At 65.9% G+C, this 26,574-nt stretch carries 19 protein-coding genes and 1 tRNA gene; 4 read left to right on the forward strand and 16 right to left on the reverse strand.

From position 1 onward, the window contains the following. Window positions 1–32 precede the first annotated feature (32 nt). The 8 genes from rpsF to cysM form a co-directional block, all read right to left on the reverse strand. Window positions 33–410 carry a 30S ribosomal protein S6 gene (rpsF, locus tag ACAty_RS01375; RefSeq protein WP_004870223.1) on the reverse strand — a complete coding sequence of 126 codons (378 nt, stop codon included), beginning with the start codon at window positions 408–410 and terminating at the stop codon, window positions 33–35. A gap of 138 nt (window positions 411–548) precedes the next feature. Further along, window positions 549–1,586, reverse strand: coding sequence for a beta-N-acetylhexosaminidase (nagZ, locus tag ACAty_RS01380; RefSeq protein ID WP_226047721.1), 1,038 nt, complete (start codon window positions 1,584–1,586; stop codon window positions 549–551). Further along, window positions 1,564–3,663 carry an APC family permease gene (locus ACAty_RS01385; RefSeq protein ID WP_004870229.1) on the reverse strand — a complete coding sequence of 700 codons (2,100 nt, stop codon included), beginning with the start codon at window positions 3,661–3,663 and terminating at the stop codon, window positions 1,564–1,566. Before ACAty_RS01385 ends, nagZ begins: the two co-directional genes overlap by 23 nt. Beyond that, window positions 3,664–4,155 (reverse strand): L,D-transpeptidase, encoded by a 492-nt coding sequence (locus ACAty_RS01390; RefSeq protein ID WP_004870231.1) that lies wholly within the window; start codon window positions 4,153–4,155, stop codon window positions 3,664–3,666. A gap of 16 nt (window positions 4,156–4,171) precedes the next feature. Next, the gene (gene rlmD / locus ACAty_RS01395) at window positions 4,172–5,494 is read right to left on the reverse strand and encodes a 23S rRNA (uracil(1939)-C(5))-methyltransferase RlmD (RefSeq protein ID WP_004870233.1); all 1,323 of its coding nucleotides are present in this window, start codon (window positions 5,492–5,494) and stop codon (window positions 4,172–4,174) included. A 71-nt stretch (window positions 5,495–5,565) separates the two neighbouring features. Continuing rightward, window positions 5,566–6,291: a DUF1318 domain-containing protein gene (locus tag ACAty_RS15145; RefSeq protein WP_004870236.1), complete on the reverse strand. Its 726-nt coding sequence runs from the start codon at window positions 6,289–6,291 to the stop codon at window positions 5,566–5,568. Continuing rightward, window positions 6,292–8,385 carry a hypothetical protein gene (locus ACAty_RS01405; protein ID WP_051620723.1) on the reverse strand — a complete coding sequence of 698 codons (2,094 nt, stop codon included), beginning with the start codon at window positions 8,383–8,385 and terminating at the stop codon, window positions 6,292–6,294. Then, window positions 8,348–9,232, reverse strand: a complete 885-nt coding sequence (gene cysM, locus ACAty_RS01410) for a cysteine synthase CysM (protein ID WP_004870241.1) — start codon at window positions 9,230–9,232, stop codon at window positions 8,348–8,350. Before cysM ends, ACAty_RS01405 begins: the two co-directional genes overlap by 38 nt. Before the next feature lie 114 nt (window positions 9,233–9,346). Between cysM and ACAty_RS01415 the strand changes: the two genes are divergently transcribed. Together ACAty_RS01415 and pgl are read left to right on the forward strand one after the other, a co-directional pair. Then, on the forward strand, window positions 9,347–10,105 hold the full coding sequence (locus ACAty_RS01415; RefSeq protein WP_004870244.1) for a VIT1/CCC1 transporter family protein: 759 nt from the start codon (window positions 9,347–9,349) through the stop codon (window positions 10,103–10,105). Continuing rightward, entirely contained in the window at window positions 10,105–10,800 is a 696-nt protein-coding gene (gene pgl, locus ACAty_RS01420) for a 6-phosphogluconolactonase (protein ID WP_004870248.1), read from the forward strand. Before ACAty_RS01415 ends, pgl begins: the two co-directional genes overlap by 1 nt. Before the next feature lie 109 nt (window positions 10,801–10,909). Here pgl and ACAty_RS01425 read toward each other — a convergent pair. Both ACAty_RS01425 and ACAty_RS01430 read right to left on the reverse strand, forming a co-directional pair. After that, window positions 10,910–10,985: transfer RNA gene (locus tag ACAty_RS01425), tRNA-Lys, on the reverse strand. Window positions 10,986–11,052: 67 nt separating this feature from the next. Continuing rightward, on the reverse strand, window positions 11,053–11,622 hold the full coding sequence (locus tag ACAty_RS01430) for a DUF4337 domain-containing protein (RefSeq protein ID WP_004870251.1): 570 nt from the start codon (window positions 11,620–11,622) through the stop codon (window positions 11,053–11,055). Between the two features lie 85 nt (window positions 11,623–11,707). Here ACAty_RS01430 and msrA point away from each other — a divergent pair, with 85 nt between their 5' ends. Further along, window positions 11,708–12,304 (forward strand): peptide-methionine (S)-S-oxide reductase MsrA, encoded by a 597-nt coding sequence (gene msrA, locus ACAty_RS01435; RefSeq protein WP_004870254.1) that lies wholly within the window; start codon window positions 11,708–11,710, stop codon window positions 12,302–12,304. 6 nt (window positions 12,305–12,310) lie between these two features. Then, entirely contained in the window at window positions 12,311–12,754 is a 444-nt protein-coding gene (gene msrB / locus ACAty_RS01440; RefSeq protein ID WP_004870257.1) for a peptide-methionine (R)-S-oxide reductase MsrB, read from the forward strand. Between the two features lie 39 nt (window positions 12,755–12,793). Here msrB and ACAty_RS01445 read toward each other — a convergent pair whose 3' ends face one another. The 6 genes from ACAty_RS01445 to ACAty_RS01470 form a co-directional block, all read right to left on the reverse strand. Next, a complete protein-coding gene (locus ACAty_RS01445) occupies window positions 12,794–15,925 on the reverse strand; it encodes an EAL domain-containing protein (RefSeq protein WP_038471487.1) in 3,132 nt (1,043 codons plus the stop codon). 120 nt (window positions 15,926–16,045) lie between these two features. Beyond that, entirely contained in the window at window positions 16,046–18,010 is a 1,965-nt protein-coding gene (gene recD, locus ACAty_RS01450; RefSeq protein ID WP_004870262.1) for an exodeoxyribonuclease V subunit alpha, read from the reverse strand. A 5-nt stretch (window positions 18,011–18,015) separates the two neighbouring features. Beyond that, the gene (recB, locus tag ACAty_RS01455; protein ID WP_004870266.1) at window positions 18,016–21,573 is read right to left on the reverse strand and encodes an exodeoxyribonuclease V subunit beta; all 3,558 of its coding nucleotides are present in this window, start codon (window positions 21,571–21,573) and stop codon (window positions 18,016–18,018) included. Next, on the reverse strand, window positions 21,570–25,010 hold the full coding sequence (gene recC, locus ACAty_RS01460; protein ID WP_004870269.1) for an exodeoxyribonuclease V subunit gamma: 3,441 nt from the start codon (window positions 25,008–25,010) through the stop codon (window positions 21,570–21,572). Before recC ends, recB begins: the two co-directional genes overlap by 4 nt. Further along, window positions 25,007–25,744 carry an HvfC family peptide modification chaperone gene (locus tag ACAty_RS01465; RefSeq protein WP_004870273.1) on the reverse strand — a complete coding sequence of 246 codons (738 nt, stop codon included), beginning with the start codon at window positions 25,742–25,744 and terminating at the stop codon, window positions 25,007–25,009. The genes recC and ACAty_RS01465 overlap by 4 nt, the downstream gene beginning before the upstream one ends. Then, on the reverse strand, window positions 25,741–26,574 hold the full coding sequence (locus tag ACAty_RS01470; RefSeq protein ID WP_004870276.1) for a DUF692 domain-containing protein: 834 nt from the start codon (window positions 26,572–26,574) through the stop codon (window positions 25,741–25,743). Before ACAty_RS01470 ends, ACAty_RS01465 begins: the two co-directional genes overlap by 4 nt.

Genomic DNA, 26,574 nt, shown 5'->3' on the forward strand with positions numbered 1-26,574 from the left:
ACTCCTTGACTGATGGTGCTCCGACGGCGGCCTTATTCGCCAGCGGCTGTCTGCAATTCTTCCTGACTCTCGCTGCGCTCGCGTCGGTCGTTTTCGTCCCGGGCGAGGAAGGAGGGCTGGGTGATGGCCTCATCCCGTGCCAGGATCAGGTGACGCAGCACTGCGTCGCTGAAGCGGAAGGCGTCTTCCAGTTCCGCCAGGGCGGCGGCAGAGCATTCCACATTCATGAGGATGTAGTGGGCCTTGTGGGCCTTCTTGATGGGATAGGCCAGCTGGCGCCGACCCCAGTCTTCCAGGCGGTGAATGGTGCCGCCGTCGCCTTCGATCATGCCGCGATAGCGCTCGATCATCTGGGGAACCAGCTCGCTCTGGTCGGGGTGGACCAGAAAAACAATTTCATAGTGCCGCAAAATAAAGCTCCTTACGGTTCACGGGGAGTCCGGACGCCGATCGTCCGAACAAGGAGACACCGGAAAAAAGGTGAGCGCGTATTCTACCTGTTGCCCCGGGAAAAACAAGCGCTTGCCCCGTGCATGGCGGGCCATGCCTCAGAGCTTGGCAAGGCGTGTCCGGATCGCATCCCGCGCAGCGGGGCTGAGCGGTGATGTCGCCGGGCGAGCGGAAAGGTTTTCCAGTCGCGGCGCAGGCAGGTCACCGCGATGCAGGACCGCCAGGGATTCCTCCACTGCCTGCCGGTCGTTGCAGACCAGCAGCAGTTCGGCACCCGCGCTCTGGGCCGCGTGCACGCGCTCGGCCATGCCCCCCACCACCGCCGCCCCGGCCATGACCAGGTCGTCACTGACGAGGATTCCGTGAAAGCCCAATTCCCCACGGAGGATGTCCTGCAACCAGCGGCGCGAGAAGCCTGCGGGGTTTCTGGGGTCGACGGCGGGGTAGAGGCAGTGCGCCGGCATGATGGCGGGGATGCCGGCAGCGATGAGGGTACGAAAAGGCTTCAGATCCGCTTGCAGCAGTGGCCAGGGACGGAGGTCTTCGGGCAGGCTGGTGTGCGAATCCGCCGTCACTGCGCCGTGTCCCGGAAAATGCTTGGCGACACCGGCAAGGCCCTGTTCCTGCAGGCCAGACCATAGCGCTCCTGCCAACTGCGCTACCCACTCTGGCCGGTCGCTCAGGGCCCGATCGCCAATGACCTCGGAAACTCCCCAGTCGATATCCACACAGGGCGTAAAATCGAGGTCGATACCCAGATCGCGCAACTCAGCGGCAAGCAGTCGACCCCAGTCGCGGGCAAGATCGATGGCGCTCTCGATCCCTTCCGCCTCGGCCAGACGTCCCAGAGCGCGCTGCGGTGGAAAGCGGGTAACGCCCTCGCGCAGGCGCTGCACCCGCCCGCCCTCCTGATCGATGCCGATGAGCAACGGTGGCTGGCGCAAGGCCCGTATCTCCCGACAAAGCTCTGCCACCTGCAGGGCCGACAGACAGTTACGGGCGAAAAGGATGACGCCGCCGATGGCCGGATCTTGCAGGAGCTCGCGCTCGGCAGCGTCCAGCTCGCTGCCCCCCAGGTCCACCATGAGTGGACCGCGGGGCAGGACTACCGGTTTAACTGCGGAAGGCTGGGTCATGGGATTGGGGTTCCGAGCTGGGCTTGCTCCGGGCAGGATCGGCCTGTACCAGCTCGAGGTCCGGGGGCATGGAGATGGGCAGGGAGATGCTGGTCAGCTGACTGCTGAACCCATGCACGTGTACGGGGACGATCATCATGCTGAAGCCATCGTGCTGCAGGCGATCCTGGATGATGAAGCTGACCTCGTCGTGGAGGATGCTCCAGATGGCATTACGGTGCTTGGAATCGATCACCCGCCCAGCAAAGAAGATGCTTTGCGGGAAGTAGCGTATGGCCACGTTGGCCAATTCTTCCATGGCCTGGATGCGGTCGGTGCCGTAGGTGGCGAACCAGGTGGCGGGCATGCCCTGACTGCGGCAGAAGGCCACGTACTGGTTGCCCTCAGTCTCGACATAGACCTTGAGTTGCTCTACGGCCTTGCGGCCCTTGAATTCACCCTGGCCAACGATTCCGGCCAGGAGAAAAACGTAGTTCTTGACGAAACCGCCCACCATGCGGTGTGCCGTCAGCAGCGTGTGCAGGCCCAGACCGTCGAAGCGATGCACGAAAAAGACGGCGGTATTGGCGCGCGGGTCCAGAGGCAGGGGCGGGCCCGGCTGGATATCTTCGGGGACGATATCGAGCATGGTCTCGTCCAGTTCGCGGGTGAGTTTGCCGAGCTCCTGATAGTGGCGATAGATGAACCAGGCAAGGACGATGACGATGCCGGTGACGAGGAGGGTAAACCAGCCGCCGGCATCGAACTTCTCAAAGATGGTGATGAGCAGGATGGATGCCGTCACCACGAGCCCGATGCTGCTCACCACCAGGCGTTTGGCCCAGGCCGGATGCTGCCCGCGCTGACCCCACCAGTGGCGGGAGAGCCCCGCCATGGTCAGGGTAAAGGTGATGAACACGTTGATACTGTAGAGCACCACCAGCACCCGTACCTGCCCGCCGGTGGCCAGGAGGATGGCGATGGCCGCCGCGCCGATGAGGAGGACACCGTTGCGGGCGACGAAGCGGTCCGACAGATAGGAAAAGCGTTCGGGCAACCAGCGGTCCACCGCCATGTTGGCCATGACGATGGGCGCGGTGATGATACCGTTGTTGGCGCCAACGAAGAGGAGCAGCCCTTCGGTGAGCAGAGTGAACCAAAGGGCCGCCGGCGCCAGGTGCAGGCCACCCACGGTCCAGTGCTCGGTGATGCTGCGATAGAGCACGGCATTGAGGGTCTGCCCGTGCACGATTTGAACGTGGTAAAGCAGATACAGAAAGATCAGGCTGCCTGCCACCAGGGACAGGGAAATGGCCAGATAATTCATGGCGCGACGACCCGTCTGTGCGCGCGGCTCGCGCAGCATGTGGACGCCATTGGCAACGGCTTCGAGGCCGGTGTAGGTACCTCCCCCCATGCTGAAGGCGCGTAATACCAGGGCGATGATGAAGAGCAGGCCAAAATGACCGAGATCGCTCTGGGTGCTGCGGACCGTATCCTGAGCCACCTGTGGCAGTTGCGGCAGGTGCGAGAATAGTCCCCAGCCCAGCACGAGGATATGGCTGACTATGAAGCCCAGAAAAATGGGTAAAAGGATCTTGATGGATTCCTTGGCCCCACGCAGATTGATCATCACCAGGAAGAGGAGGATGCCGATGTCGATGGGTATCCGCCAGGCGTACCAGCTGCCTGGCAGCAGGCTCAATACGGCCTCGGTCCCGGAGGCGACGGAAATGGCAGCGGTGAGTATATAGTCGATGATGAGCGCCGAACCGCTCACCAGTCCCGCCAGCGGATGGAGCAGGGTCGTGGCGGTATGGTAGCCACCCCCGCCTTCCGGAAAGAGGGAAATGACCTGCCGGTAACCGGCGGCGATGATGAAGACCGTCAAGGGGATGCCGATGGCCAGGATGACCGAGAGATATTCGTGTCCCTTGAGGGCGTAATAGATCTCCGGTGGACCATAGGCCGACGACGACAGGGCGTCGGCGCCAAGTCCTACCCAGGCGAGAAAGGCGGCAAAGGTGACGCTTTCAAAATTCTTGGGGTTGAAGACATCCAGACCACGGCGCCAGCGCGGCAAATGCAACCAGGACATTCAGGTTCTCCGAGGCGGTGGTGGCGAACTGGGAGGAGCAAGGCCGATGTAGACGGGCAGCCCCGCCGGACAAAGATCGAAGAGCGCGCAGATATCCTCCGGTGCCAGACGAACGCAGCCAGCCGATGCGGCCGTTCCGAGCTTCTGGCGCTGCGCCGTTCCGTGCAGGTAGATGTAACGGCGAAAGGTGTCCACCACACCGCCGCGGTTGCGCCCCGGCTCGAGTCCCGAAAGCCAGAGAATCCGGCCCAGAATCCAGTCCGCGTCCGTACCGTCGGCGGCGGACCAGCAGCGACCCGTCCAGCGGCGTCCGCGCAGGATGGCCGTGGCTGGCAGGCCGGCGCCGATGCGCGCCCGCACCTCATGCCAGCCGCGCGGGGTGCAGGCGCTGTCGCGTACTTCACCGAGCCCGGCGCGGGCGGTGGAGGCGGGCCCCCACCAGAGGGTCGTGCCGCCACAGCGCAATTCCACCCGTTGCCGGCGGGCGTCCACCCAGAGCCAGGTCCTTTCAGCGGGTGAAAAGGGCAACGGATTCGACATGCGCCGTGTGTGGAAACATATTGACGATACCCGCCGCCTCCAGACGAAAGCCCTGTTGTTGCACGAGATAGGCACTGTCGCGAGCGAGGGTATCGGGATTGCAGGAGACGTATACTAGGCGCCGCAGGGCGGGACCGATGCCTTTCAGGATCTCGATGGCGCCAGAACGCGGTGGATCGATGAGCATCTTGCGTACGCCGGCGGCGCCCGGGAGGTCGGCCAGGGCCGTCTGGGTGAGATCCGCTGCGATGAAATGGGCACGCGCAGCGAGTCCGTTGAGTTCGGCGTTGAACCGTGCCTGGGCAACCAGGCGGGTATCTCCTTCTACTCCCAGGGCGCGCGCGCCGAGGCGCGCCATGGGCAGCGTGAAGTTGCCGAGTCCGCAGAAAAGATCGACGATTTCCTCACCGGGCTCCGGCGCCAGCAAGGCCATGGCGCGCCGTACCAGGACTGGGTTGATCCACGGGTTGACCTGGATGAAACCCAAGGGCTGAAAGCGCAGGCGCAGGTCGAACTCCGGCAGGGCATATTCGAGCTCTGGCACGTCCTCCCCAGGCAAGGCTTGCAGGCTCTCGGGGCCGCCTCCCTGGAGCAGGATACGCAGACCGTGGGCGTCCGCGAAGCCCTGCAGAAGGCGCAGATCGCTACGGCTCAGGGCGTCCAGGTGGCGCAGGATGAGGACGGCGTGCGCGTCGGTGCAGGCTATCTCCCACTGGGGAATGGCTGCGGGGCGCTGGAGGCGGGCCACCAGAGCACGCAGGTCGAGAATGCGCTCGCCCACCCGCGGATCCAGCACAGGGCAACTTTCCATGGCCGCGACGAAGCTCGAGTGGTACTCGCGAAAGCCCACCAGAGCACCGCGGGTCTTGGGCACCCGCACCGACAAGCGTGCCTTGCTGCGGTAGTGCAGGCTGGGCCCCTGGATGGGTGGCAGGATGCGCGCCGGGCGTACCCGCCCGATGTGCTGGAGCTGATCCTCCAGATGCCTTTGCTTGACGGCTATCTGGGCGCCGGGCTCGAGGTGCTGCAGGCTGCAGCCACCGCAGACGCCCGCGTGGGCACAGGGCGGCGTGACCCGCTGGGATGAAGCCCGTTCCACCTCCACGACCCGCGCCCGGTCGTAGCGCGGCGTACCCTCGTAGCGGCGAACCCGGACACACTCCCCGGGCAGGGCCCCGGCGACGAAGAGCACCTTGCCGTCGACACGGGCCACACCCGTACCCTCGCCATCCAAGCCGGTGATGTGGACGCGCTCCACCGGCATGTCCCGCAGGGGCTTGGGGCGGGTCACGACTGGGCCTCAGACATCGACGGCAAAGGTACCCCGGTCATGCTGCCGGTACCGCGGCTGGAGGGAGAAAATCACTTGCGCTGCCAAGCCCCGCCGGCCGTCTGATACCAGTATCCCGGGGGTGCCTTGCGGATCCAGGCCTGGGCGAAGGTTTCCTGGATCTGCGCTTTCCACTCCGGATGACCGTTGGCGTCGGCGATCTGCTGATAGAGGTTGCCGAGCGCTCGATTGTAGCTGGCGACGAGACCCGGCAGGGCGGCGCGCTGGGCGAGGGAAACGGCATCGGCATCGTGTACCGCGACCAGTCCGGCGTTGGTGTAGCCTACGGCTCCGCTGACAAAATAGGGCTGCATCTGCGCCGCCAGGGACTCGAGCTCGGCGCGGGCCGCCACGACACCAGGGCTGGAGGCATTGAGGTCGGCGGCCGCGCGCGCCGTGCCGCTGAAACTCGTGAAGACGGTGTTGGCCAGGGCGCCGGCACCGCGTTCCCACCAGGGAGCCGCCGGAGATGGCCGGAGCCAGGCCGAAGGCGCCGGAGCGACCGCACTGCGCCCGCTGGCGCTGGGGGTGGCGGGAGCGGCGGGTGCCGTGCCCTTCTCGTGAACCTCCACCTTACCCTTTTCCGCGGCACGGTAGACCTGTTCCACGACCTGATCCGCGAGCTTCTGCGCCGCCGCCGCGGGGAAATAGATATTGACGGTGACACAGGCCGAGAGCAGGGCGACCATGGCCAGACCCAGTAGGCTCCGCGTTACACTCTGAGCCAAGCGACGCACTGTTTTCAGACGGTTTTCCACCTAGGGTCCTCCTTGTATGGGCGTCTCGCCGCGGATGGCAGCCAGCAGCCGGGACACCAGCTCACTCCACTGCGTGCGGCGATTGTACCCCACGATGTTCACCCTGGGCAGTCCCGCGCCCTGCAGGAGGGTGAAATGATCGCTTTTCTCGGCATCTTCCGCGCCACCGATACCCGAAAGCTCGGCAACGCCATCCGTGAGGCGGACACCCATGCCCAGTTTTTCGTAGTGAAAGGTCTTGAAAAGCCGCAGATACAGGCCCTGGAACAAGCCTCCGATACCACCGCCACCGCCCAGGCGGCTCAGGTTTTCGATAGCCGTCGCGCTGATCTCCTGCTCCAGGCCGGGCTCGCGCTGGGAGTAGAGGCGGGCATCGAAGCTCACCGGCCGCCAGTCCAGGAGCACGAGGTGGTGGATATAGCCATCCAGAGCGCCGTTGATGTAGCCAAAATGGAAAACGTCCGTCATGGGTCGCAGATGCAGGCGGTGCAGACGGATGTCCGCCGTCAGGACCGGCGCCGTCCCCAGAAAGTGGGAGATGGCCAGATCCCGCACCTCCACCTGCCCGCCAAAGACCTGCGCCGCCAGGGTGCCATCGGTGCTCAGGCGGCCATCGGCATAGGCCAGTTGCGGAAGGCTCGCCGACAGTGTCCCGCTGAAGGGGGGCCAACCCAGATCGCGGGTCAGGGGCGCCAGCTGCAGATCGTGGAGGGCGCCATTCATGCGTAGGGAAAGACGGCCCGTTCGCCAACTGGCGCGCAGATTGCGCAGGCCAATGCTGCCGCCGAGCAGGGCAACCTGCATGGGGGAGCGCGACTCCAGCGTATGTGGACCCAGGGTGAAGTCGCCATCCAGGGCGCCAAAGGGCAGCGCGTACACCGCCCCTTCGCGCCAGTTCAGACCCGCCCGCCCGGGACCGGTGGCAGACCAGTGGCCGGAACTGGAGATGCCGTCGATGCGCAAGTACCCGCGCGGATCTGTCAGGGCCCCGTCGCGCCAGCGCCAGCGCGCAGAGCGCAGACCCGGCCCGAAGCGCAGGGCGATCTCGGCGACACCGGCGGCGTCCAGACGTGCCGGCACGCTGCCGGTGCTCAGGATCGGGCGGATCCACTGGGCGTAGAAGGGCCGCATCTGCACCTCCCGGGCATCCAGGGACCAAGCCAAAGGTTGCCTTCCCATACGCCCTGCACGAAAGCCCGCCTGCCCGAGGCCGGGCCAGCGCAGCTCGCCGTCGCGCAGCTCCCAGAAACCCTTTCCCACCAACCAGTTGCTGGACAGTTGGACGGGTCCTTCCTTGGGTGCCTCGGCAAACCAGGGAGTCCAGAGGAGCGCACCCTTCTGCCAGTGCAAGACGGCACTGCCGCGCCAGTCGGTAGCGTGCATGGCGACCACCCGCAGACTTGCCCTGCCATGCTCCGCCGCCTGCAGCCCATCCGGGCTCTGCCAGCCGAGATTGTGTGCCTCTACGTCCACGGCGGCAATACTGAGCTCATGCCAGGAGGCCCCCTGAGCCTGCCCCGTCACGACCAGAGTGCCGCTGCTGTGCCAGTGTGGTGGTAGCAACGAAGCGAGCCAAGTCTGGGCCGGGGCCTGCCCCTGCAGGTGACCATGCCATGTACCGCCCGCCGTACTCTGCCACTGCCCACGCCAGTCCCCCGCCCGTTTGCCTCGCAGCGTGAGCTGCATCCCGGCCGCGCCGTTCAGGGCGGCGATGGCACCGCTAAAATGCAGGGACAAGGGCCCGTAGGCCCGGGACAGGATCTGGCCCGTACCGGCGTCGCAGCGCCAAGGGCCACTGGTGTGCAGAGTGCAGGCGAAGGTCGCCTGCTGCCAACCACCGTGTCGTCCGAACTGCAGGGCGGCGCTGGAGAGGTCGATGCGCTCACCCCCGTGCCCGAGTGTATGCAGCCGAAGGCGCGGCTGCTGCAATGAAAAACCCGGTCCCGTGATGCTCTGGGCGCGGAGCTCCAAGATGGTGGCACGGGCCTGGGCGCAACCATGCGAGAGACCGAGGCCGAGGACGGCGAGAAGCGCTCCCCAGCGGCGCACGATGGGCTCAGGCAGGGAAAACGCCGGTGGAGAGATAGCGGTCACCGCGGTCGCAAACGATGCTGACGATGGTGCCGGCATCCAGCTCGGCGGCGACCCGCAAGGCCGCGACCATGGCGCCGCCCGAGGAAATGCCGGCGAGTATGCCCTCCTCCCGCGCCAGCCGCCGCGTCATCTCCTCCGCCTCATCCTGACCCACGTCGAGGATACGGTCGACGCGGGAGGCATCGTAGATGGCAGGCAGATAGGCCGCAGGCCAGCGCCGGATGCCCGGAATCTGCGATCCCTCCCGGGGTTGCACGCCGACGATGCAGATGTCCGGACGGACCTCCCGCAGATAGCGGGAGGTGCCCATGATGGTCCCGGTGGTACCCATGGCCGAGACGAAATGGGTGACGCTGCCGCGGGTGTCGCGCCAGATCTCCGGACCCGTGCTGAGGTAGTGGGCCTCGGGATTGTCGGGATTGGAAAACTGGTCGAGCATGACGCCTTCTCCGGCAGCGACCATGGCGCGGGCGCGCTCGATGGCGCCCTCCATTCCCTGTGTGGCGGGGGTGAGGAGAATGTCGGCGCCGAAGGCCCGCATGACCTGACGTCGTTCGATGCTCATGTTTTCCGGCATGATCAGGGTAATGGGGAGCCCGCGGATGCTGGCGGCCATGGCCAGGGCGATGCCCGTGTTACCACTGGTGGGCTCGATCAGGCGCGTTCCGGGAACGATGCGCCCACGATCCAGGGCGCGGCGGATCATGTGGGTAGCGGCGCGATCCTTGACGGAGCCCGCCGGATTGTTGCCTTCGAGCTTGGCGAAAACCCGCACCCGGCCAGGCCGATGCAGGCGCTGCAAGAGGCAGAGGGGGGTATTGCCGACCCAGTCTTCCAGTCCGGCCATGGTGATGGTCCTCGGAGCACAAAGCGATGGCGACAGCCTAGCACCGCAATGCGCTGGACCCAAGGTCCAGAGCCTCCTAAACTGGTAGGACAGACGCTCAGGGAGGGTTTCGTCATGACGTCCGAACCGCAAAGCGCCGCCCTCGATGCCCGCAGTGTGCGCCGGCAGGAAGCCATGCACCACGAGCACCACGAACATCACCACCACGAGCAGGTAGGCTGGCTGCGCGCCAGCGTCCTCGGTGCCAACGATGGCCTGCTCTCGACGGCGGCGCTCCTCACCGGTGTTGCGGCAAGTAGCATGGGCGCGCAACAACTGGTGCTTACCGGTGTCGCCGCCCTGGCTGCTGGCGCCTTTTCCATGGCGGCCGGGGAGTACGTTTCGGTCAGTTCCCAGGCCGATACCCAGGCTGCCGATCTGGCCATCGAGGCCCGGGAACTGCGCAAGAACCCCGAAATGGAACTGCTGGAACTCACCCACATCTACGTAAAGCGCGGCCTCGACGAAGATCTGGCGCGGCAGGTGGCCGCCCAGCTCATGGAGCACGACGCCCTGGGCAGCCACGCCCGCGATGAGCTGGGATTGACGGAAATGGCGCAGGCGCGCCCCATCCAGGCCGCCGGCGCCTCGGCCCTCTCCTTTGCCGCGGGGGCCATCTTCCCGGTGCTGGCAGCGGCCCTGGCGCCCCGGGCGATGGTCTTGCCCCTGCTCTTCGTGGTCACGCTCGTATTGCTGGCGATCCTTGGTGCCGTCGCTGCCCGCGCCGGTGGTGCACCCATGTGGCGCGGTGCCCTGCGGGTCCTCTTCTGGGGTACCTTGTCCCTGGCGGCTACCACGCTCATCGGCCACGTCCTGGGGGCGCAGGGTATCTGATGGCCCTCGCTACGCCCAACTGGCACATCCACCGCGATGCCGACCATTTGGCGCAGGCTCTGGCGGAGGCCATCGCCCGCATCGCGGCGGAGTCCATTGCCCAGCGCGGCGCCTTTCACCTCGTTCTGGCGGGGGGGCACACGCCAGCGTCGACCTACGCACGTCTGCCGCAGCTCGGTCGCCGCTGGCAGGACTGGCACCTGTACTATGGCGACGAGCGCTACCTACCACCAGGCCACCCCGAGCGCAACGACAGCATGGTAGAGGCGCAATGGACGGGAAAGGTGCCCATCCCCGCGCAGCAGCACCACCGCTTGGCGCTGGTCGACGATCCAGAAGCAGCTGCGGTCGCTTACGCCCGGATTCTACCGCCGCAGGACTTCGATCTGGTGTTGCTGGGTCTTGGCGAGGACGGCCACTGCGCCAGCCTTTTCCCCGGACACGCCTTAGGCTTGGATGCGGGTGCACCAGCCGTCCTGGCCGTGGACAATGCCGCCAAACCGCCGCCGCGACGTATCACCTTGAGCGGTTGGCGACTGCTCCGCAGCCGTAAACGCTTTTTTGTGGTCACGGGTGCCGCCAAAGCCGCGGCGATTTCCCGCTGGCGCGCTGGAGAGCCCCTCCCGGCGGCGCAGCTGGGCGCCGGTGCCGAAGTCTGGATGGACCCGGAGGCGGCGCGCTGGCCCACCCCCTAGGGTCTGCAGCCGCAGGCATGGACGCCTCTGCGGCGCACGAAAGTGATTGTGGCGGGAGGAGGTGCCGCCCGAGCTTTGGGACGGTGTCCAGTCTTTAGCGGATTGGATATGGTGGGAGCGATGGGATTCGAACCCATGACCCACGGCTTAAAAGGCCGCTGCTCTACCGGCTGAGCTACACCCCCAGACCTGTCACGCGAACAGGGTCGCCATTATCGGGCGGCCCTGTTCTGGGGTCAAGGCGAATTCGGCTCAGATGGCCAGCATGGCAGCGGCCCAGAGGCCGATACCGCCCAAGGCACTGAGGATACCCAGGCCAAAGAGCCAGGTGCGGCGGGTCAGGGCGGTGATGGAGGCCAGGGAAATGGCGATCTGCAGAAAGATCATGGCGATTTCCATATCGTTGTGCGGCCGGTTGAGTCGGGCCGATTCGGCATCGGCCTTGGCCGACTGCGCCTCGAGGGTGCGCGCCTTCTCCAGGATGGCGCTCTTTTGTTCGGTATATTTCTGGATCTTGGGGGCAAATTGCCGTGCCTTGTCGGGGTCCAGGGTGCTGCCCAGTTCCAGCAGGTGCAGTTTGGTGCTCACGGCCTGGTAGTAGTTCCACTGGTCGGTGGCGCGGGCCTTTTCCAGCACCGCCTCGTTTTTGTAGAGCAGAACCTCGTTCATGAGGTGGCTGCCCTGGTAGCTCACCACGGCGCCGAAGGCGGCGAGGATGGCCGTGAATATGGCCACCCATTGCCCGAGACTGTGACCCGATCCCGCCCCATGGTGCAGGGCCTCTTCGTGCGGGGCGTGGGTGTGCAGACCGTGTTCGCTCATGGGCGCCTCGTTTGCCGTCGGCGGAAAATCCGCGCTATCCTGAGATCTCGTCCGGTGTTCGTCAATCCTGTGGGAGAGCCCGACCATGGCCGTTGCTACACCACCCCCTGAGTGGGATGAGGAAGCCGCCTCGGCGCCGGCGCAGGCCATCCTCGCCGGCGGCTGTTTCTGGTGCGTGGAGGCAGTCTACCGGGAACTCCGTGGCGTGCAGGCGCTGACCTCGGGTTACTGCGGTGGGGCGGCGGAGGATGCCCACTATGAGCGGGTCTGCAGCGGTCGGACCGGCCATGCCGAGGCACTGCGCATCGATTTCGACCCCGGCCAACTGAGTTACGGTCGTATCCTGCAGGTGTTTTTTGGGGTGGCCCACGACCCGACCCAGAAGGATCGGCAGGGCAACGATATCGGTCCTCAGTATCGCTCGGCCATTTTCCCGCTGAATCCGGCCCAGGAGCGCGTCGCCCGGGCCTACATCGCGCAGTTGGAGCGCAGCGGGCTCTTTACCGGACCCATCGTCACCGCCATCGAGGGGCCAGCGACTTTTTACCCCGCCGAGGCCTACCATCAGGATTATGCCCATCGCCATCCGGATCAGCCGTATATCTGTGCGGTGGCGCGTCCCAAAGCGATCAGTCTGCGGCGTATCTTTCCCCAGTTTCTCAGGACCCCGAGCCAGGAGTAGACACTCATGCCCACCTCTTCCGCCGGTTACGATCTTGGCCCTCTGGATCCCAAGCGGCGCGCCGAACTGGCTCGCGATCTTCCCGCTCCAGTGCGCCACATCCTCTTCGAGCACGGTACGGAGACCCCCTTTTGTGGCGGTCTACTGCACGAGAAGCGGGAAGGCGATTATTGCTGCGTGCTCTGCGGCCTACCGCTTTTTCGTAGCGCCGACAAATTTGAATCGGGAACGGGATGGCCGAGTTTTGTCGCTCCCTTTGCTCCGGACCATCTGAAGGAAATCACGGATTACAGCCACGCAATGGTGCGTACGGAAATCCGTTGCGCCCGCTGCGACAGCCACCTTGGGCACGTCTTTCCGGACGGTCCGCCGCCTACGGGTTTGCGCTACTGCCTCAATTCCGCCGCACTCCGGTTTGTCCCCAAGGAGCCACCGCAGCCCAGCCGTTGAAGCGGCCCACAGCAAGGCGTGCGCCGGTGCGGGGCAGGCTTAGCTCAAGGATGTGTTCTGGGTGGTGGGATTGCCGCGTTTCAGTTCCCGCATGGCTGTGGTCAAGGCCCCCCGCGCGCGTGTCAGTGCGGCCTCGTCGCCATGGACGAGGGCTGTGTGATAGGCCTGGTGGGCTGCCGCAAGGCTCGTTCCCTCCAAATGGTGTTCGCGCAGGAAGCGCCCCAGTCGGCAGGCGCGGTGGTCGCCGAGATGGGGGAGCTTTTGTACCACCCTCGGTGCCAGTCGATAAATGGCGTCGAACTGCAGATGTGCCGCGTAGGCACCGAGCAGGGTCTGGGGCAGGTCCGGCTGAGGTCGAGGCCGATAGTGCGCGATCCAGGACCAGACCTCCTGTGCCGGCATCGGCCGGGCAATGCTGTAGCCCTGGACGTAGGGGATGGCCAGCACGCCGAGGGCGTCGAGGATGCTGAGATCTTCCACCCCCTCGACGACGTAGCGGGCGCCAATGGCTTGCGCAAGGCCGCCGACGTTGAGAACGAAATTGAGATCTTCGGGTCGCTTGCCGATTTCGCGCACAAAGCTCTGATCGAGCTTGACCTCGTCCACGGCAATCTCGCGCAGCCGCAAGAGGGAGGCGTAGGCGCTGCCGACATCGTCCAGAGCAATGCGTACCCCCAGACGACGGATCTCATCGATGCGGTCGCGGGCAAGGGCCAGGTTCAAAAATTCGCCGCTTTCGAGAATCTCCAGGGTGAGCTGGGCCGGGGCCACCCCGCTTTGGCGGACGACCCGGTGCACGAGGTCGATGAAGGAGGCGTCCAGGAGCAGATCCGGACCGATGTTGACGGAGACTTCCAGATGCCTGCCCCGGCGACCGCCCTCGACGGCCAGCGCAAGGGCCTCGGACAGCATTTGCCGGGTGAGCTCCCTTTGATCGGGACGCGACAGTTGAGTCAGAAAATGCGCCGGTGTCAGGAGCAGGCCGCCTTGTTGCAGGCGGGCCAGCGCCTCGAAGCCTGCCACCTCGCCCGAGGCCAAAGCGATTATGGGCTGAAAATAGGGGACCAAGGCGCCACTGTGCAACAGGGTAGCGTAGGGAGCGGGTTCCTCCCGGCCCTCCTCCCGGCCCCGATACATTTCCCAAAAGTGGGAACGCTGGTGCTTCCCGACCTTTGCCCGGTACATGGCGTGATCGGCGTGGCGCAGCAACTGTTCGGCATCGCCATCGTCGAAGGGGAAGATGCTGACTCCGAGGCTACCGCCGGTATGGGCCTCGATACCGCCGGGCAGCAGGGTTGGCGTCTGTAGGGCACGGTCGATGCGCTCCAGGAGCTGTTCCAGATCGTCCATGCGGCTCAGTCCTTCCAGCAGCAGGGCGAATTCATCACCACCCATGCGGGCGATGAAGTCGGTCTTGCGCAAGACTCCCTGCAGGCGCAAGGCGAGGGTCCGCAGCAGGGCATCGCCAGCGGCGTGTCCATAGCGGTCGTTGACGGGTTTGAAATCGTCCAGATCCAGCATGCAGATGGCCAGCAGACGATCCCCTCTGAGCGCCCGCTCCATGGCCTCGGGAATACGGTCCAGGAGGGCGACGCGGTTGGGCAGGCCGGTGAGGGCATCGTGCCGCGCCATCCAGCTCTGTACCTTGCGTTCCTGCTCGATGCGCTCGCGCAGGTCCAGTTCGTCCAGACCGAAGCCCAGGAGCCGGCTAATCCTGGCCAAGGCACGCAGGGTTTCTTCATCGAAGACGTCTTTTTCGGTACTGATGATGGTCAAAAGGCCCCACAGCGCACCGCCGCGCAGGATGGGAATGGCGGCAGAGCTGGCCCAGCCCTGCTCCCGGAAGGTCGGGTGATAGGCGGCGTAACGCGGGTCGTGGCAATAGTCGTTATGGTAGCGCAGCCGCTGGTTTTGCCAGGCCTCGCCGACGATGCTGGGTGGCTCGCGCTGATCCGTGTGGATGTGGAGGTTTGCCAGCACGTTGCTGCCGCGCCCGGCCGAGGCGAGGGGGCGGAACCAGCCGTCGCGATCGGGACGGACGACGGCGACGGTACTGAAAAACGTACTCTCCACCAGGCGTTGGCAGCTACGCCGGAGCATTTCGGCCTCGGAGCGGGCACGGATGAGGACGTCGCCCTCGGCGAGAAAGGCTCGATACAGCCCGTGCACCTGTTCCAGGTGGCGGTGTTGCTCCAGTCGGCGCAGAGCGATTCCGAGCATGACGGCCAGGTGTTGGAGCAGCCGTTGCCGTTGGGGATTGGAAAAAAAACCGGGCAACGTGCTGTAAAGCCCGAGGATTGCCTGAATCCGCTCGCCGAGAAGAATGGGAATACTTGCCGTGCTGCGCCAGCCGCGGGCGTTGGCCGCCTCACGCCAGGGCCCGAAGTGCGGATAGGTGTGGATGTCGTCGACGATCACCGGCTGGGCAAGGTGCCAGGCTCGTCCCGCTGGACCTCTGGCGGTTTCACCGCCATCGATGCGGATCTCTCCGACCTCCAGATAGCTGGACATGCCCGCGCCGATGCTGGCCAGGATCCGTAGGCCGCCGCGGCCGTCGGGTTCGCCGAGCCAAGCGGCGGCCAGGCCGGGAATGATCAGAAGTTCATCCAGGATGCTTTGGGCCAGCTGGGTGACGGGTAGCTCCGCCACTAGAAGGAGATCGATCTTTTCCGTGACCTCCGTCTCCACCCCCCGGGCTTCGTCCATACCCGCCAGCTGCGCGCTGAGATCCTGACCCAGGCGTTGCAGCAGAAGGTCGCGCAGATTCCCGTCGCGCTGCAGGAGGGGATCCAGAGCCTTGAGGAGCGCAGTGGCATAGAGGGCGGTCGCCTCTATCACGTATTCCGGCACCACACCAAAGAGTGCGTGCCGACGCCCTGCTTTGCGTGCACGGGCATCGCGCTCGGCATCCGGCAGAACACTCAAAATCATCCAGGCGTGCTCGCGCTGCGCGCGGATGAGGCGTTCCAGACCATCGTCGCCCAGGCGCTGAAGGAAGGGTCCAATTAGGGAGTGTTGCCGGGCGTGGACATAAAAATCGTCCACGGCATGGACGATGGCGGTTTCCACCAGGTCCTCAAAGCGGTCCAGGGGGGAGATGAGCGCTGGTCGATCTCGCCCGGCGGACACCTCGTCGGCACCGGACAACGACCCGGAGGATGTGGATTTCAAGGGCGCTCCCGCGTTGGAGGATGACTTGGACCCAGTGGGATATTCCTGGCAAGGTGATGGATAGAACCGATCTTATCTTACGACCTACCTCTGCCTCTGCCTAGTCGCCGTGCCGGGAGTTCAGTGGCCAGAGACCTCGGGGAACAGGCGCGTCGCCAGTCCACTCATGCGCCGTCCGTGCCGGCCCAGAATCCGGCTCAGCGTTTCCAGGGGAGTGACGGCGATGAATTCGCGCCGCGCCCGCGTGACGGCGGTGTACAGTAGCTCGCGGCTGAGCACCGGCGAATCTTCGGGAGGCAGGATCAGAAGAACGCGCTGAAACTCGGAACCCTGGGCCTTGTGCACGGTGAGGGCATAGGCGCTGGTGGCGTCGCCAAGGCGTTGGGGGTGCAGGCGCAGCGGCGCCAGCTGTGGCCCCCGGGGGAAATAGACCTGCAATCGTCCCTGGGTGTCGGGGAGTACGAGGCCGAGATCACCGTTGTAGACACCGGCTATGGGATCATTGCGCTGGACCAGCACGGGACGCCCGGGATACCAGTCGCCGGAATATCCCGGCGGACGCAGTTGGGCTGCCATCTGGGCATTGATGCCGGCAACCCCCCAGGGGCCCTCGCGCAGGGCGCACAGGATGCGGAAGGTGTCGGCAGCCGCGAGCAGCTCGCGCACCCAGGTAGCGTGTTCCGTCTCGCCGCTGGGGACCTGCTCCAAGCGGGCTTGGGTGGAGCGCCAGGTACGCTCGGCCAACTCCAGGAAGTTTGCGCGCCCAGCGCCCGCGCGGGGATCGATCCAGCCCAGGGCGCTGCCCTCCACCGTGGTACTGGCGGCGAGGAGGTCGATCACGCACTCGGCGTCTCCGCTACGGATGGCCGTGGCCAGCTTGGCGATGGGTCCGTCGAAGCGGTAGCTACTGCTCAGCCGTACCACCGCCTCCTCCAAGGCACTGGCATCGTCGCGGAGAGAATCCGCCGCCAGGGCGATGCCCCAGCGCCTTTTCAGGTCCTCTGCCGTGGCCGGCGAGTAAACGGCGCGCCCACGGCAGATTTCTGCCAGCACCGCGCCGGCCTCCACCGAGGCCAGCTGATCCGGGTCGCCCAGCAGAATGAGTTGGGACCGCGCCGGTGTGGCGCGCAGCAGGGCAGCCATCAGGTCGTGCTGGATCATGGAAGCCTCGTCCACCACCAGGAGGTCGAAATTCAGGGGACGATGGGCGTCGTGCCGCAGGCGCCGGGTGCCAGGCCGGGCCCCCAGGAGGCGGTGTAGGGTCTGGGCCGGGGGAACCTGACGCAAGAGATCGGCAAGATCGTCGTCGCCGCGTCGGACAAAATCGTCGACGCTCTGCCGCAGGGCTGTGTCCATGCGCAGCGCCGCCTTGCCGGTGGGAGCGGCCAGCGCAACCCGCCGCGGCGCGGCTTGCATGAGCAGCACCAGGAGACGGGCGATGGTGTAGGTCTTGCCGCTACCGGGTCCACCGGTGATGAGGGTAAAGCCGCGCTCGGCGGCCAGAGCGCAGGCGAGGCGCTGCCCATCGCCAGCGCTGGAGCTACTGGCGGGGCCGAAGAGCCGCGTCAGGGTGGCAGAGCCCTCGGAAAAATACGCGACGGTGGTGCCGACGCGGCTTTGTAACTGGCGGTCGATCTCCCATTCGTCGCGAAAATGCCGGCGCAGGTACAGACGCCGTCCATCCCAGACCAGGGGAGTTTCCGGCCCTCGCTGGCTGATATTGGGGGGAGTGCGGTCGTGGTATTGTGCCAGCATCCGGCCGCCACGGATGAGGGCGGCCTGCCAAGCTTCTGGTCCAGACCCCATCGCTGCGAGGAATTCCTCCAGGGCTTCACCGGCCTGTTCTGGCCAGTCCAGGTAGTAGAGGGGCTGGGCGAGAAAAGCCGGCACATCCAGACTGGTGTGACCGAGGCCTTCGAGGTGGACGGTGATGGCGGCGAGGAAGAGGAGTTCGGGGGCGATGTCCGGGTCGCGCTCCGCCATCCAGCGGGCCAGAGCGGGCTCCAGAGGGCCGATCCAGCCGGCACGGTGCCAGTCGTCCAATAGCTTCAGGATACGGGAACGATCGCGGGGGGCGTGGGGCATGGGGTCTAGCTCCTGCCCACGGCGCTGTCCAGGGCGTCCAGCAGTTGGGGGTCCGCCGCGAGGTACAGGAGCCCGCCGCCGGCGGTGGCACAGGCGCGTAGATACCAGAGCCAGGCACCGCCAAGATGCTGCTCGGTTCGATACTGGCGCCCCAGGCGCTGACGCAGGTGGCGATGTAGGGCCAGAAGATAGAGGGCCGCCTGCAGTTCGTAGCGGTGCTCGAGGACATCCTCGCGGATGGCCGTGTCGCCGTAGGCAGCATCGTTTTCACCGAGACGCGTGGATTTGTAATCGAGGACGTAATAGCGGCCATCCACGGCAAAGACGAGATCCATGAAGCCGTGAAAGAGCCCGTGCAGGTTCTGTTTGCCAAGTATCGGGCGTTCGCGTCCCGGCAGCAGGTACTGGCGGCAGAGGGTGTCGAGCTGGTTCGTGGGCAGATGCTGGCTGGGAAACCAGAAGGGCATTTCCGTGCGCGCTCCGCGCAGCTCAGCGAATGTCGTCCCGAGGGACCCAAGGGGGCTGGCGCGCAGTACCGCAAACCAGTGGACGAGGACGGAGCCCCATGGCGCGTAACCGCGCTCATCGCAACGATGCAGGAAATCTTCACGCCAGTCTTCGGGCCAGCGGCCGTCACGCCACAGCCATTGGAGGAGTTCGTGAAGGAAGCGTCCCGCCCCGGGCCCTTGGGGAAAGGTGTGCCAGCCTTGCCCTGCCGCCTCCGCGCCCGGGTCTAGGCGATCTGGGGATGGATACGGGCCAACGGAGGTTTGGAGGCTCTGGCTGAGGCGGCTGAAGCTGTGGATACTCCAGTCGCGTTCGAACCGAGCCGTGTACACCGGCGGTGTTCGCCTGGGCTCCGGGGGTTCGGCGAAGCGTGGTGCTGGGGCGCTGGGGATGGTGTCGGCGGCGAGCACCCGACAGGCGGGGTACCGTTTCCAGGTTTCCAGGCATTGGTCAGGGGTCTTGCCCTCGTCTGCGCCCAGCAGACGTCCCACGGCACTGCGCCACCAGAGTGGAGTGGAGGCGGTTTTGCCCGCCGCAAGGCCAAGCCAGAGGGCATACTCGGCCCGGGTCAGGGCGACGTAGAGCAGACGCAGATCTTCCCGCAGGCGTTCCCGGTCCATGAGCTCTGCAGATGGACTTTGCCAGGATAGGGTCGAATGGTCGTCGTCGGTGACGACCTGCCAGGGTGGGACGTTCCCGTCTTTGCGGGTTGCGGCGATGAAGGGGAGGAAGACCAGGGGATACTGCAGGCCCTTGGCGGAGTGGATGGTGCGGATGCGGATACAGTGCGCGTCGCTTTCGAGGCGCAGGACGTGGCTATCGGCGGGGTTGTCCTCGCTGTCTTGCTCGCGCTGCAAATGCTCCAGGAGGGCCTCTCTCCCCTCCAGATGCTGACTGGCCTGTTGCAGCAATTCGCCGAGATGCAGCAGATTGCTGAGACGACGCTCACCGTCGGGACGCGCCAGAATGCGCGCGGCGGTGGCCTGCTGGTGCAGGCGCCGGTGCAGGGTGGTCAGGATACCCGAGTGCGCCCAGATCCTGGCGTGTTCACGCAGCCGTTCCACCTCTTGCGCCCAGAGTCCCTCGTCCGTATCGAGTCGCCACAGGTCGTGCTGGGCAAGACCCAGTAGCGGCAGGGCAAGGGCGCAGCGCAAGGCGGCTTCGTCTTCGGGGTGGAGCAGGGCGAACAGCCACAGACGGAGTTCTTCGGCTTCGGGACTATGGTAGACGGACTGCTTCTCGCTCAGGAAGGCTGCTGGCAGCCCGCGTCGGTGCAAGGCCGAGAGCATGATGGCGGCTTCCTTGCGATCGCGCAGGAGAATGGCGATGTCGCCGGCACCGACGCGTCGCAGTTTGCCATCGGCACCGACGAAACCGCTGGTGGAGTCCCCGAGCAACTGCGCGATGGTGGCTGCGGTCCACTCGGCGAAATGGGTCAGGAACTCCTCCTTGGTCAGGGCCAGAGGGTGCTGGGCAAAGGTGATGGCCGGGCCTTCCTGTCCGCCTAGCTGCCAGCGCTGGCTGCGGCCGGCAGCAGCTACGGCCTGATAGGGCAGGGGATCGTCGCCTTCGCCGCGGTAGTCGAAGGCTCCGCCGGGACAGCGCTCGTCCGCCCGCGCGTAGAGGGCATTGAGGGCCCCCACCAGAGGCTCGGCGGAGCGATAGTTGGTGCCCAGGACATAGTGCCGCGGGGCGGTATCGGCCCGCGCGCGCAGGTAACTGTCGAGGTCCGCCCCGCGAAAGCGGTAGATGGATTGCTTGGGATCGCCGATGAGCAGCATGAGGCTGTCGGGCCACGGCTCACTGGGGCGATAGATGCGTTCGAAAATGGCGTACTGGCGGGCGGAGCTGTCCTGAAACTCATCGATGAGGATGACCGGGAAACGCTGGCGCAGCGCCTCTGCCAGCGCCTCGCCGCCGGGGCCGCGTAGCCCGTTCCAGAGTGCTCGGCTAAGGTCATTGAATTCCAGCTGGCGCAGGCGTTGCTTTTCCTCGCCGTAGAGCGCCGCCATGCTGGCTGCCGCCTGCGCCAGCGCCTGGCCATGCAATACCTCGTCGTCCACTTGCCATTGTTGGAGTGCGGCAAGGAAGGTATCGAATTGCGCCTGGGAAGGCGGTGCCGGGCAGTGCATGCCCTTTTTGACACATTCCGCCAAGGCGCTGCCCAGTTTGGCGACCGTGGCCATGGCCGTGGGAATGGAGGCGTCCTTCTCCACACACCATTGGTCGAGGCTCTGGAGTGCGCCTTGGAGTTTCTCCGGAGGGAGGCTTTTTCGATTCAGAGGGTAAGGATCACGGTCGGCAAGTTCCCGTAGCCACCGGCCATAGGTATCGCGGAGGGTACTGGACCACTGCGCCTTGAGCTCGGTGCCCGCCTTCAGCAGGGGCGCGGCTGCGTTCTCCAGCCAGTCGTGGAAGGCTGCTCTCGGTGCGGGCAGGGGCGGATCCAGCCAGGGCAGTCCCGCGACCTGTTCCAGCAGGGTTTCCGGATCCGGGGTACGCTGGAGCCACCAGGGTGCGGCACGCTGCAGCGGATAGATCTCGCGCCGCCAGAAATCCTGCACCGCGCGGATGCGCAGGGGTGCGCTGTCCGTCAGGATCTCGGCTTCGGGATCGTGACCCGTAGCCAGGGCGTGCTCCCGCAGGACCCGGTGACACCAGGCATCGATGGTGTGGATGCTGGCCTCGTCCACGCTGTTGAAGGCGTTTTCCAGACGGATAATGGCCGCCGCCCGCGTCGCCGGATCCGGGTAGTCACGCAGCAGCCTCTGCAGGAGCGCATCACTGGAGGCAGGCGGGGCGCCCTCGCGCAGGGCAGTAATGGTCTCATACAGACGCAGGGCGATGCGCTCCCGCAATTCCTCCGTGGCCGCCCGGGTAAAGGTCATCACCAAAATCTCACGGGGCTGGCGTGGCGGTGTCGCGGGCTCGCCGTGGCCGAGGAGCAGACGCAGGTAGAGGGTGGCGATGGTGTAGGTCTTGCCCGTGCCGGCGCTGGCCTCGATGAGGGCGCTCCCCTGCAGGGGCAGGCTGAGGGGATCGAGGACGCGGCTCATTGCGCCGCCTCGCGGAGGCTGCTCACGCTGTCCACCGCCCGCTGCAGTAGCTGCGGGCCCGACAGTTCCAGCCCATCCGCCAGGGGCTGGACCGCTGCCAGCCACCGACGGTAGGGTTCGTAGATCCTGCGCGCCAGATCCAGAGCCGATAGTCCGGCGCTGCTGCGCCATTCCAGCACCGCCTCCGGGTTGGGAAAGTGGCGTTGCAGTAGCCAGTTCTCACGCCAGGCACCGGCTGCACCGCGGCCGTCACCAAGGATGTGGCGACGACTGCCGGCGCCGTCGCCACGATCGGCATCCGCCAATAGGGCGAGGGCCCAATCCAGACTGAGGGGATGTGGCTCGCGCAGGGCTTCTCCCAGCCATGCCAGGAGTTCCGCCAGGGATTCATCGGCTGCCACTGGCGCCGGCGCACAGAGCCAGCCGTCCTGACCGAGGAAGAGGCCGAGCACCGCGCCCTCCCGTCGCTTGGTTTGCAGCACCGTGAGCTCCAGCCACCACAGCAGCAGGCGATCTGCCCGGGCCTTGCCCCCATGCCACAACTTGCTGGTGTGGCGACGCAGGTGGATGCCCAGCGGATTGGCGTTCCAGGAGCGATCTTTGGGCAGCCTGGCTTGGAGGCGAAAGCCATCGCCCAGAAATTCGTCCTCCAGCACTTCGTGCTCGGGACCCAGTGCTTCGGCTACGGCCTGCCAGCTGCCCAAGAGGGATTCCATGAGGGTCAGCAGCCGCTGCTGCTGCAGTATTCCGGCGGCGGCCAGGGGTAGGTGCCCCCGTCGCGCCTCGGCCGCAAGACCCTCGCGCAGCTCCGCGGGGCTCGCCGCGCGCTCCCAGAGCTGCTGCAAGATCTGCCACTGTCCGAGTCCGTCCAGCCGGAAGGCTTCGTCGTCCGCTGCCATCCTGTCGCGCCACGGCGACTCGACGCCTAGGCGCAGGGCGTAGAAGCTCGCCAGTGCGTCGGACAGGGCACCTTTCAGGTCCAACAAAGCGAGCTCCAGGCGGGCAGCGGGAGGCGAAAGGACAGCCACGCTTCGGTCCTCCACGGTGGACACGGGGAACCACTCGCGGGCAAAGCTCTCTGGGCCATCGGGCTCCAGATAGCGGGGGCTGAAAGGCTGCAGGGGGTCCAGGTGCAAGCGCGTGCGCAGGGCGTCTTCGCCCCAGATGCCGACGATCTCGCGCTGCAGTTGCAGGATGAGGGCCGAGGGAGCGCGGTTTTCCTGATTGCGCGGATCGCGGCCGGTCCAGCTGAGGTAGAGACCATCCCGGGCAGAGAGCAATGCCTCCAGCATGAGATAGCGATCGTCCTCGCGGCGCGAGCGATCGCCGGGGCGGGCCATGTCGGGCAGGGTCATGAGATCGAAGTCGCGTCGCGGATCGGGACGCGGATAGTCCTCATCGTTCATGCCCAGCAGACAGACCATGCGGAAGGGAATGGAGCGCATGGGCATCAGGGTGCAGAAGGTAACGCCGCCGCCCAGGAAGGCGCCATCCCCCGCGGACTCGAGGCCGTCGAGCCAGGCCTCGCGGAAGATCTCCAGAGGTAGAGGCCCGTCCCAGGCGGCCTTCTCGGTTTGCAGCAGCCAGTCCTCCAGGGCACTTTCCAGTTGCTCGAGGGCCTCACGGTCCGCCGTATCGCTGGCCACAAAAAAATCGGCAAGGAGCTGGCGCGCCCGCTCCACCCAATGCTCCGGGGTCGTCGCCTCCTTCAGGCGTTGGCGCCAGGATTCCAGCCGCTCCCAGAGCACCCAGAGTTTGCCGAGGAGGGCGGCATCCAGGCTGCCCACCTCGGCGCAGGCCTCGATGCCGTCGAAGTGACTGTCGCTGCCGTTGGTGTAGCCCAGCAACAGACTCTGGAGCGCGAAGGCGCCGCTGGTGGGAGCGCCGCAGGCGGCAAAACCCAGATCGGCTCGGTGCGCCGCCGACAGGCCCCAGCGCCAGCCTCCCTGTTCCAGCCAGGCATGGATTTGGGGCAGATCCTCCGGCGCAAGGCCAAAGCGTCGCTGCAGGGCGCTGCAGTCCAGGAGATCGCGGATCTCGCTCTGGGTGACGCGGCCTTGGGGCAGACCCAGCAGCCAGACCAGGGCGCGGATCAGGTTTGAGCGCTCCTGCGGGGTGAGGTCGACGATATGAAACGGAATATAGCGCGGGTCGTTCTTTCCATAGACGCCGAACACCGCCTGAACCAAAGGCGCATAGGAGGCTATGTCCGGCACCATGACCACGATGTCCCGTGGCCGCAGACCACGACCACGGCCAAGGCGCAGCAAGAGCTCATCCTGCAGTACTTGGAGCTCGCGCAGAGGGCCATAACTGCTGTGCAGGACCAGGGAGTCGTCGTTCTCGGCCAGGGTTCTGCCGGGCTCCCGGCTGTCTACGAGATCGCGGATACGGGTCTGCAGCTGCCGCAGCAGGGTGGTGCCGGTATCCTCGGTGAAGAAGTCCACCCGTTGCAGGCCCCAGAGCGGACCCATCTCCACGCTCTCGTCGAAACGATCCAGAAGGCGCATGAAATCGCGTCCCTGACGTCCCCAGGCTGCCAGAAGGCGTGGGCCGAAACCCGCTTCTGAGGTGCCGAGGACACGGCGCCGGCGCTGCCGACGCAGATCCTCATCGGCCCCGGCGACATCGCTCCAGTGATACGCGCTGGGATTGGGGATGGCCATGAGCACCTGCAGGTGCCTCCCAAGGGCAGCCAGGGCCTCCAGGCTCTGGGCTGGCAGGCTGACGGCACCGAAGAAGATGAGTCGGGGCGGCAGATCCAGAGAGCCAGGAGCGGCTTCCCGCAGGCGCTGCAGAAACGCCTCGTGGATCTCCCCGCGGCCAGCGAAGTGGCTGCCACCCTCCGTCACCTCGCGGCAGAGCCAATGCCAGAGCTGGGCCTGCCAGCGCTGGTCCTGCGGCAGATCACGCAGGACGCCGCGTCCGTCGCGCAGGGTCCAGCGGCCTGCGGCCCAATCCTTCAGCCAGTCGGCACGATAGACCTGATACTGATCCAGGAGATCTGCCAGAAGGCCCGCCAGGCGCCAGCGCCGCTCCAGGGCGGAGGAATCCGTGGTGGCCAGATAACGCAACAGTGGTACGCCGCCGGGGTCCGCTTCGTGCGCGAGTCTCGGCAAGAGCCGCAGCAGGCGCCAGCGCAGCGCCGCCTTGCTCCAGACGGTGTCGTCGGGCACGCCACGGGGTCCCAGCACCCGACGGTAACTTTCCCACAAGAAGCGGGCGGGCAGGCTGACCCGGATCCCGGCACAGATCCCATCGCCCTCGGCCAGCTGCCATTGCAGCCATTCGCCCACGGCATTGCTCTGCACGAGAAAGGTGTCCTCCACCAGGGGCGGCAGCGGATTGGCCCCGAGCCACTGACGTATGGCCGTGAGCAGATCCTCCAGGCGATCGCCGTGCAGTACCACGACGCCGGGCCGGGGAAGCCCACTCACCGGCTTTCGTCCTCGCGGAAACCGAGGAGAGCCTCCGCATCCACCAGGCTCCTGAAGAGATTGGCGATACGCGCGCGCAGACCGTCGTCCAGGGGACTGTCGGGAAAAGCCCGGGCCACGGCCGCCGCCACCGTGCCCGCTCCCTCGCTGAGAGCGCTGAGCAGGCGCGCCTCGGCCAGATCGAGTTCCCGGTGACGAACGAAGCCTTCGCCGTCGCGGTAACGCAAAACATAGACGGTTTCCGCCACCGGCGGGCCCGTGCGTTCCTCGACACGATGCACGGCGTAGGCATAGGCGCGCAGGCTGTGTGTGGGATTGAGCAGTGGCCGGTCTTGCCAGGACCGGAAAACTCTCCGGGCAGGAGGCGTCGGGACCGAGGGGGCCAGGGATAGGGCCAGCTCTTCCCATTCCCAATGGGCGAGGGCCGCAAGCCACGGCGGCTGTCTTCCCTCTCGAGCAAGGAGATGGCGCAGAAAGGCTTCGGGACATTCGTGGAAGGCGGGGCTTGGGAGAGAACCCTCAGCGAGGAAGTCGTGCACGAGCACCGGCCAGTCAGAACCGAGGAGCCTTTTGCACTGCGGATAACAGGCGGCAAGCCCTGCCTCGAGATTGCTGAGTAGAAGTTCGCGATACAGCGTGAAGGTAGCGCCGGTCATGCCCGCCGCCGCAGCCATCTGTGCGTCACCGCGGCGCAGAGCCATGGCCAGGCGATGCAGTGGTGCGCCGGCGCTCATGCCGCGGCGACAGTAGCGGTAGCCGCGAGTTGGCCGAGTTCCTCCAGCAGCAGATCCAGTCTCGGGATGGCGTGGTCCCACTCCAGGAGGATCGGACGTGGACCGAGATACGCCAAAGCCTCCCGCAGTAACTGCAACACCGGCGCCGAAACCCCGCGGTCGTGGGTGTCGATGAGCTGACCGCTGGGATGTGCAGCGTGTCCTGCCAAGTGCAGATAGACCACCCGCTCTGCCGGTAGTGCCCGCAAGAAGCTCAGGGCGTCGTAGCCGTGATTGCGGCTGTTGACGTAGAGGTTGTTGATATCCAGGAGAATCCGACAGTCGCTCTCGTGTACCAGCTGGCAGAAAAACTCCGTCTCGCTCAGCGTGCTATTCGCAAAATCTCCGTAGTATGCGGTGTTTTCCAGCAGCAACGGGCGCTCCAGAATGTCCTGCACTTGCACGATACGGTCGCGGCAGTGGCGGAGGGTGTCCTCATTGAAGGGGATGGGGAGCAGGTCGTGGAGGTAGGAACCATCGCGGCAGAAGGCCAGATGTTCACTATAGTGTGGACAACCGTGTTCCTCCAGAAACCGCGCCACGTCGTCCAACAAGGCGCGATCCAAGGGATCCGGGCCACCAATGGATAGCGACAGCCCGTGTGCCAGGAGCGGCACACGCTCGCTCAGCTGACGGAGGGTATGCGCAGGGCGCCCACCGAAGCGGAACCAGTTCTCCGGAGAGGTCTCCAGGAAGTCCACGGGCAGAGGGTCGCGTGCCGCGAGCTCCGCCAGAAAACTGCGGCGCAGGCCAAGGCCCAGGGCAGAGCCGGACGGTGGCAGCGCAGCCAT

Source organism: Acidithiobacillus caldus ATCC 51756, from assembly GCF_000175575.2.
GTDB classification, from domain to species: Bacteria; Pseudomonadota; Gammaproteobacteria; order Acidithiobacillales; family Acidithiobacillaceae; genus Acidithiobacillus_A; species Acidithiobacillus_A caldus.